This window comes from Deltaproteobacteria bacterium, from assembly GCA_005879795.1.
Taxonomy (GTDB): Bacteria; Desulfobacterota; Binatia; order DP-6; family DP-6; genus DP-6.
On sequence record VBKJ01000068.1, the window covers coordinates 1 to 7,715 of the forward strand.

The following is a 7,715-nucleotide window of genomic DNA, read 5'->3' on the forward strand; positions in this document are numbered from 1 at the left end:
ACTCACACGGCGCAGAAATGCAACGGAAGCAACTGCGTCGCGAATGACACTGCGGTGAACTGCTGCCTCACGTCCACCGACATTGGGACCGGCGGTGAGCTGATCGACGTGTGCTCCTATCCGTCCCAAAAGCCGAACTCCGATCCGGCAGACTGTGTGATCAGTCCACCGAACTGCAGCACAGATGCAGACTGCGACGACCACAATCCCTGCACCGTGGACACGTGCGCAACCGGCACCGGAGGGGGGAAGTTCTGCGAAAACGCCCCCGGGAACGCGGGGACCGTATGCCGTGCCTCGGCGGGTGTCTGTGACGTCGCCGAGACGTGTACTGGCACGAGCCGCGACTGTCCGGCCGACGGGCTTGCCTCGACCACCACGGTCTGCCGGGCCTCAGCGGGTCCGTGCGACGCGGTGGAGAACTGCACGGGCAGCAGTGCGAGCTGTCCGGCCGACAGCTTGCAGTCGGCCGCCACGGTCTGCCGTCCGTCCGCGGGGCCGTGCGACATGGCCGAGAACTGCACGGGGAGCAGCGCGAGCTGTCCGGCCGACAGCTTGAAGTCCGCTGCCACGGTCTGCCGGGCGTCAGCGGGTCCGTGCGACGTGGCGGAGACTTGCACGGGGAGCAGTGCGAGCTGTCCGGCCGACAGCTTGAAGTCAGCCGCCACGGTCTGCCGGGCGTCAGCGGGTCCGTGCGACGCGGCGGAGACTTGCACGGGGAGCAGTGCGAGCTGTCCGGCCGACAGCTTCCAGTCGGCCGGTACGGTCTGCCGTGCATCGGCGGGTGACTGCGACGTGGCGGAGACCTGCGCGGGCAGCAGCGCGGACTGTCCGGCCGACCAATTCAAGTCGGCAGGTACCGTCTGCCGCCCATCGGCGGGTGCCTGCGACGTGGCGGAGACGTGCCCCGGCAATGGCCCGAATTGTCCGCCCGATGGCTTCCAGCCATCGACCCTGCTGTGCCGCCAGGTGTACTGCCCCGGCGACGGCGCTGCCTGTCCGTAGCCCGTGCTCTTGGGAGGCGCCAGCTACGATCACACGGTGAGCAGAAGAGTTGACCCCGGCAAGCCGCGGCGGTATGCGAGCGGTGTGAAGCGTCTCGAGCTCGCGCGCATCCGGGTGTGCAGCCGCTGCGGGAAAGGCGGCGCGGAGCTGCGGGGCGAGGACGGCGAGCGGCTCGTGGTGCCTCTCGATGCGGTGCGCGCCCGCCAACTCGCGCGGGCCGACGGCGACGAGGACGTGCGCTCACTCACCGAGCTCGTGCTCGAGCAGCTCGGCGCCGGCGGCGTCGAGGCGCGCGAGGTCGTGCTCGACGTGGCCGAGGGGCGGCTCCGCGCGCTTCTCTCCTTCGTCCGGCCCGAGGGAGCCGACGTGGTCGGCTGCACGGCGGAGGAGGGCGTCGCGCTCGCCATTCGGGGCGAGCTCCGGCTCTACGCCACGGACGAGGCGCTCGCGCACGCGGCGGCGGCGCCCGCGAAGCCCGCCCCCAACGGCGGCGCGGGCGGCCCAGGCACGGTGCACTGAGCGGCACCCGCTGCCGCCCTGTCAGCCCGCGGCCAGCTCGTGCGGTGGGAGGCGGCGGACGGCGCGGGCGGGGAAGCGGCCTGCGAACAGCTCCGGGTGCAGGATCTCGGCGAGGATCTCGAGGCTGTCGACCAGGCGCGGGCCCGGGCGGCTCAGGTAGGCGGAGCCGTCGACCGCGTAGACCTGGCCCGCGCGGACCGCGGGCAGCTCCTGCCAGCCGGGGCGCGTGGGGAGAAGGGGCAGGTCGACCGCCGTGCGCGCCAGGTCGTAGCCGCAGCAGGCGAGGACGAGCACCTCGGGCGCGGCGGCGACGACCGCCTCCCACGGGACGCGCGCCGCGTCCTCGCCCAGGCGGCCGAGCGGCTCGGTGCCGCCCGCGATCGCGACCAGCTCGGGCGTCCAGTGGCCGCTCCGGTAGGGCGGCGCGATCCACTCGAGCACGACGCAGCGCGGACGCGGCGCGCCGGCGGCGCCCACGCGCACCGCGACGATGCGGGCCTCGAGCCCGGCGATCACCGCCGCGGCGCGCTCGGGCACGCCGAGCGCCGCGCCCACGGTCTCGATGTCCCGCAACACGTCCCGCACGCTGGACGGGTCCAGGTTGATCACCTGCGGCGGACCGGGGAGGGTGGCGGCGAAGGCGGTGACGCTCTCGTAGCCGACGGCACAGACGTCGCACAGACGCTGCGTGATGACGACGTCCGGCTGGAGCCGCCGGATGAGCGCCTCGTCCATGCTGTAGAGCGTGCCGCTGGCCGCGAGCGTGTCGCTCACCCACCGGTCGGCCGCCTCGCTCGCGAGCGCGCCGCCGTGGATCGCACAGCGAGTGACGCGCGGCCTGGCCTGCACCTCGGCCGGGTAGTCGCACTCGTGGCTCACGCCCACGAGCTGGTCGAGCATCCCGACCGCGGCCACGATCTCGGTCGCCGCGGGAAGCAGCGAGACGACGCGCATCAGCCGCGCGCCTCGCGCGGCCTCGCCTCGATCGTCGCGAGCGCCCCGTCGCGCAGGATCCGGAGCGTGAGGGCGCCCGCGAGCGGCCAGCGGCCGAGCAGGCGGTGCAGGTCGTCCACGCTGCGGACGGGCTCCCCGTCCGCGGCCACGATGACGTCGCCCGCCACGACGCCCGCCTCGGCCGCAGGGCCGCCGCGCTCGACCCCCATCACCTCGACGCCCGCGTCCTGCGCGAGCCCGAGCCGCCGGGCCGCGCTGCGCGCGAGCGGGCGGTTCTGGCCGGCGATGCCGAGGTGGCCGCGGCGCACGCGGCCGACGGTCATGAGCTGCCCGAGGACCCACTTCGCGGTGTCGATCGGGACGCTGAAGCTCAGGCCCTGGGCGCCCAGGATCATCGCCGTGTTGATGCCGACGACGCGCCCGCGGCTGTCGACCAGCGGCCCGCCCGAGTTGCCCGGGTTGAGGGCCACGTCGCTCTGGATGATGCCCTCCATCAGGCGCCCCGAGGTGGCCCGCATGGTGCGCCCGAGCGCGCTCACCACGCCCGCCGACACGGTCGAGCTGAAGCCGAGCGGGTTGCCGATCGCGACCACCAGCTGGCCGACGCGGAGCGCCGCCGAGCTGCCCAGCTCGGCGTAGGGAAGCCGGCCCCCGTCGACCGCGATGACCGCGAGGTCGGCGGGCTCGTCGGCGCCCACGACCGACGCCTCGAGCGTGCTGCCGTCCGTCAGGGAGACGCCGACGCGCTTCGCGCCGCGCACGACGTGGGCGTTGGTGAGCAGGTAGCCGTCGGGCGTGAAGAGGACGCCGGAGCCGCTGCCCGCCCCCGGGCCCCCCTCGCGGCGCGCCGCCACCGAGACGCTCGCCACCGCGGGACCGACGCGCTCGACGACACCGATCACCGCCTCGGAATAGGCGTCGAGCAACTCCGGGTCGGCGGGCCGGGGTGGCGGCGCCGACGGTCGCGGAGCGCCCGGCACGTCGTTCACGCGACCCAGGCGGGGCCGGGCAGCCATGGGTGCGACAGTAAGCACGCCCTGGCCGCCGGTCAATTTTGTGGGCGTGCGGACCGCTACAGGGCCCCGGGCTGGCGCAGCACGAGGGGCCGCACCCGGTCATTCATGCCGGCCGTGTCCTCCCGCGGCCGGCCGCGGAACAGGTTCGCCAGCAGCTGCAGGAAGGTGCTCAGCACCGAGGCCGGCGACTCGAGCTCGAACGCGAAGCGCTCCTCCTTCCGGCCGTCGTCGAAGCGGCACATGATCTCGTCGCCCGCCACCTTGATGACGATGACGCGCTTGCCGGTGAGACGCTCCAATACGATATCCCCGCGTTGCGGCGTTTGGGGCATGGTGTCCTCCGCGAAGCGATGAGGGAAGGATGTTGCTTAGTCCCGAGCACGTGCGCGCGTCAAGAGGCATCTGCGGGCCCGCCTGTACAGGCGGCCGATGCGGGCATAGAGAGCGGGCATGGCGCTCTCGTCGATCAACCCGTCGAGCGGCGAGGTGCTGGAATCGTTCGAGGAGACGGCGCCCGCGGCGCTCGAGCGCATCCTCGCGCGCGCCTGGCAGGCCTTCCTCGGCTGGCGGACGTGCACCTTCACCGAGCGCGCGGCGCGCATGCGCGAGGCGGCGCGGCTGCTGCGCGCGAAGAAGGTCGAGTACGCGCGCATCATGGCGCTCGAGATGGGCAAGCCCGTCGCGCAGGGCGAGGCCGAGGTGGAGAAATGCGCCTGGTGCTGCGAGTACTACGCCGAGCACGCCGCGCGCTTCCTGGCCGAAGAGCCCCGCGAGACCGACGCGGCGCGGAGCTACGTGCGCTTCGACCCGCTCGGGCCCGTGCTCGCCATCATGCCGTGGAACTTCCCGTTCTGGCAGGTCTTTCGCTTCGCCGTCCCGGCGCTCATGGCGGGCAACGCCGGCATCCTGAAGCACGCCTCCAACGTGCCGCGCTGCGCACTCGAGATCGAGCGCCTGTTCCGCGCGGCCGGCCTGCCCGAGGGCCTGTTCGGCGCCGTGCTGGTCGGCCCGGCCGCCGTCCCCTCGCTCATCGCCGACGCGCGCGTCCGGGCGGTCACGCTGACCGGCAGCGAGCGGGCCGGGAGCCAGGTGGCCGAGCGCGCCGGGCGCGAGCTCAAGAAGACGGTGCTCGAGCTGGGCGGCAGCGATCCGTTCGTCGTCCTCGAGGACGCGGACCTGCCGCGCGCCGCCAGGACCGCGGCGGCGGCGCGGCTCGTGAACAGCGGGCAGAGCTGCATCGCCGCCAAGCGCTTCATCGTGGTGGAGGAGGCTGCGGAGCGCTTCCTCGAGCTCTTCGTCGGCGAGATGCGGGCCCGGAAGATGGGCGACCCGCTCGCGCGCGACACCGAGGTGGGCCCGCAGGCGCGCGCCGACCTGCGCGACGCGCTCCACCGCCAGGTCGAGGAGTCGCTGAAGCGCGGCGCGCGCCTCCTCCTGGGCGGGAGCGTGCCGCGCGGCCGCGGCGCCTTCTACCCGCCCACCATCCTCGCCGCCGTCGACAAGGGGATGCCCGCCTTCGACGAGGAGACGTTCGGCCCGGTCGCGGCCGTCGTGCGCGCGCGCGACGAGGAGGACGCCGGCCCGGTCGCGGCCGTCGTGCGCGCGCGCGACGAGGAGGACGCGCTTCGCCTGGCGAACGACTCGGCCTTCGGGCTCGGCGCGTCCCTGTGGACCGCGAGCCGGGAGCGTGCGGAGCGCCTCGCGCCGCTCGTCGAGGCAGGCTCCGTGTTCGTGAACGGGCTCGTCAAGTCGGACCCGCGCCTTCCCTTCGGCGGCATCAAGCGCTCGGGCTACGGGCGCGAGCTCTCGGAGTTCGGCATCCGCGAGTTCGTGAACGTGAAGAGCGTCTGGATGGCGTAGGAGGGTCCTGACGTGGGCCTCGCCGAGTACCGGCGCAGGCGCCGCTTCGGCGTCACGCCCGAGCCGGCGGGCGGCACGCGGCCAGGGCGGCGCACCGCGAAGGCGCTCGCCTTCGTCGTGCAGAAGCACCGCGCCACGCGCCTCCACTACGACTTCCGCCTCGAGTGGAAGGGGGTGCTCCTCTCGTGGGCGGTGCCGAAGGGGCCGTCGCTCGATCCGTCGGTCAAGCGGCTCGCCGTGCAGGTCGAGGACCATCCGCTCGAGTACGCGAGCTTCGAGGGCATCATCCCGCGGGGCGAGTACGGCGGCGGCACGGTGATGATCTGGGACCGCGGCACCTGGTTGCCCGAGGTGCCCGACGTCGACGCGGCGCTCGCGAGGGGCGAGCTCAAGTTCGTGCTGCGCGGCCGGAAGCTCCGCGGCGGGTGGGTGCTGGTGCGCACGCGGCGGACCGAAGCGGGCAGGCCGCAGTGGCTGCTGCTCAAGCACCGCGACGCGTTCGCGTCGACCGAGGACGTCACGACGACGCAGCCCCGCTCGGTCGCATCGAAGCGGCTCCTCGCCGAGATCGCGTGGCACGAGGGCGGGGAGGTGGAGAAGGCGGCAGCGGGGGACCCGCCGGGGGAGATCCAGAAGCTCGTCGCGAACCCCGCCCTGGTGGCGCGGAGGAGGCGTGGGAGGCCGGCGGTGTGGCACTCGGGCCGCGGCAGCTCCTGACCGGCGTCTCGGGATCTTTTTCATTGACGCCGCGGCAGGACGTGCAGTATCCTCTTCTCGCGCGCGGTGTGGCGCACGGGAGACCGCCTCCTCTGTTCCTTACGGCCGTGTCCACATCCACGGGAGGGGCGACGAGGCCTGGGTGGACGCCCCGACTCCCCGGCCGGTACTCCGAAACAGTAGTTTTAGCTTGACGGCGTGCCGCGTAGCGTCGTAGAGGTCCCGGTCCATATGAAGTGTTTCCGACGGTGCCCAGCAAGCATGATCACCACGAGAGCCCGGGGACGCGACGGGCGGGACGGCGAGCCTGGCCAGGTCCTGGCGATGATGGCCATCGCCTTGCTCGGCATGTGCGCCCTGGTCGGCCTGGCCGCCGATACGGGGTTCTTCTTCGACTACAGGCGCCGCATGCAGAGCGGCGCCGACGGCGCGGCCCTGGCGGGAGCGGAGCAGCTGCTGAGAGATGCGATGAGGGACACGAACGTCCACTCGGCGGCGATCACGGCGGCCACCTCGAACGGGTTCACGGACGGCGCCGATGGTGCGCACGTCACCGTCAATCATCCGCCCCTCGGCGGCTTCTATACGGGTAATGACGCGTTCGTGGAGGCCATCATCACCCAGCCCCGCCCGACGATATTCATGGGCACCCTCGGCTTCCAGAGCGAGATGGTGAGCACGCGGGCGGTCGCGGGCATCAAGGATTCGGGAAACTGCATCTATGCCCTGAATCCAACGGCGCCCAAGGCGATCAACTTGAACGGGGGCGCCAACATCAACGCCAACTGCGGGATCGTCGACGATTCGAACAACAGCGACGCGCTGGACGCCAGCGGCAGCGCCTGCATCACGCGCGCGACCTCGATCGCCGTCGCCGGGAACGTGTCGGGTGCCTGCTTCACCCCGGCGCCGAAGACCAGTGTTCCGCGGGAGCCGGACCCGCTCGCCGGGCTAGCCGCTCCGACGTTCTCGTTGCCTTGCAACTACCCCGATCCCCACATCAACGGCGTCGGCACATACACCTTCTACCCCGGGGTCTACTGCGGTCTCACCATTCACGGTCAGGGTGGGGCCGGGTGCCCCACCAACGTGACCTTCCAGCCCGGCACCTACGTCATCTACGGAGGTGGCCTCACCATGAACGGCGGCTGCATCAATGGCACCGGCGTCACCTTCTACAACACCGGAACGACTTCGGGGACCAACAAATACCAGCCCGTGTCGATCAACGGTAACGTGCAGGGAGCGCTCTACGCCCCCACGAGTGGACCCATGCGGGCGATACTCTTCTTCCAGGATCGGGCGTTCAGCGGGAGCCAGGCGAATGTCGTGAACGGTTCCACCGGCCTCACCCTGCAAGGGACGCTCTACTTCCCGACCGCTCCCCTTACGTTCGCGGGTGGCCAAGCTCCCACCGGCGCTGCCGCCTACAGCATCCTCATCGCCGACACCATCACGTTTACGGGTTCCAGCAGCTTCAACGACGACTTCTCGGGTCTCATCCCCGACGGGTCGTCGCCGATCAAGGCGGTCGCGCTCGCCGAATGACGTTCCGCGTGGCGGCGAGCCACGCGCGGGGGACGTAGGGAGCCGGCGAAGCCCGGACGTTCCCGCGTCGATTCCCGCCAACAAAAAGCGGATATC

At 72.1% G+C, this 7,715-nt stretch carries 8 protein-coding genes; 4 read left to right on the top strand and 4 right to left on the bottom strand.

The annotated features are described in order from the left end of the window. Nucleotides 1-116 precede the first annotated feature (116 nt). Nucleotides 117-848 carry a hypothetical protein gene (locus E6J59_03495; protein ID TMB22587.1) on the bottom strand — a complete coding sequence of 244 codons (732 nt, stop codon included), beginning with the start codon at nt 846-848 and terminating at the stop codon, nt 117-119. A gap of 193 nt (nt 849-1,041) precedes the next feature. Here E6J59_03495 and E6J59_03500 point away from each other — a divergent pair, with 193 nt between their 5' ends. Further along, a complete protein-coding gene (locus E6J59_03500) occupies nt 1,042-1,524 on the top strand; it encodes a hypothetical protein (GenBank protein ID TMB22588.1) in 483 nt (160 codons plus the stop codon). Nucleotides 1,525-1,545: 21 nt separating this feature from the next. Here E6J59_03500 and E6J59_03505 read toward each other — a convergent pair whose 3' ends face one another. Genes E6J59_03505 through E6J59_03515 form a run of 3 tightly spaced genes read right to left on the bottom strand, consistent with a single transcriptional unit; the run spans nt 1,546 to nt 3,826 of the window. Further along, entirely contained in the window at nt 1,546-2,478 is a 933-nt protein-coding gene (locus E6J59_03505) for a cobalamin-binding protein (protein ID TMB22589.1), read from the bottom strand. Beyond that, on the bottom strand, nt 2,478-3,494 hold the full coding sequence (locus tag E6J59_03510) for a PDZ domain-containing protein (GenBank protein ID TMB22590.1): 1,017 nt from the start codon (nt 3,492-3,494) through the stop codon (nt 2,478-2,480). Before E6J59_03510 ends, E6J59_03505 begins: the two co-directional genes overlap by 1 nt. Nucleotides 3,495-3,550: 56 nt before the next feature. Beyond that, nucleotides 3,551-3,826: a hypothetical protein gene (locus E6J59_03515; protein ID TMB22591.1), complete on the bottom strand. Its 276-nt coding sequence runs from the start codon at nt 3,824-3,826 to the stop codon at nt 3,551-3,553. Between the two features lie 118 nt (nt 3,827-3,944). Here E6J59_03515 and E6J59_03520 point away from each other — a divergent pair, with 118 nt between their 5' ends. From E6J59_03520 to E6J59_03530, 3 genes are all read left to right on the top strand, one after another. After that, nucleotides 3,945-5,354, top strand: a complete 1,410-nt coding sequence (locus E6J59_03520; protein ID TMB22592.1) for an NAD-dependent succinate-semialdehyde dehydrogenase — start codon at nt 3,945-3,947, stop codon at nt 5,352-5,354. 12 nt (nt 5,355-5,366) lie between these two features. Then, nucleotides 5,367-6,071 carry a hypothetical protein gene (locus E6J59_03525; protein ID TMB22593.1) on the top strand — a complete coding sequence of 235 codons (705 nt, stop codon included), beginning with the start codon at nt 5,367-5,369 and terminating at the stop codon, nt 6,069-6,071. A 231-nt stretch (nt 6,072-6,302) separates the two neighbouring features. Next, on the top strand, nt 6,303-7,619 hold the full coding sequence (locus E6J59_03530; GenBank protein ID TMB22594.1) for a hypothetical protein: 1,317 nt from the start codon (nt 6,303-6,305) through the stop codon (nt 7,617-7,619). The last annotated feature ends 96 nt before the right edge of the window (nt 7,620-7,715 follow it).

Bases quoted from the DNA above. Each gene is read 5' to 3' on its own strand.
- E6J59_03505 (TMB22589.1), bottom strand. From the start codon at position 2,478: ATGCGCGTCGTCTCGCTGCTTCCCGCGGCGACCGAGATCGTGGCCGCG.
- E6J59_03510 (TMB22590.1), bottom strand. From the start codon at position 3,494: ATGGCTGCCCGGCCCCGCCTGGGTCGCGTGAACGACGTGCCGGGCGCT.
- E6J59_03515 (TMB22591.1), bottom strand. From the start codon at position 3,826: ATGCCCCAAACGCCGCAACGCGGGGATATCGTATTGGAGCGTCTCACC.
- E6J59_03520 (TMB22592.1), top strand. From the start codon at position 3,945: ATGGCGCTCTCGTCGATCAACCCGTCGAGCGGCGAGGTGCTGGAATCG.
- E6J59_03530 (TMB22594.1), top strand. From the start codon at position 6,303: ATGAAGTGTTTCCGACGGTGCCCAGCAAGCATGATCACCACGAGAGCC.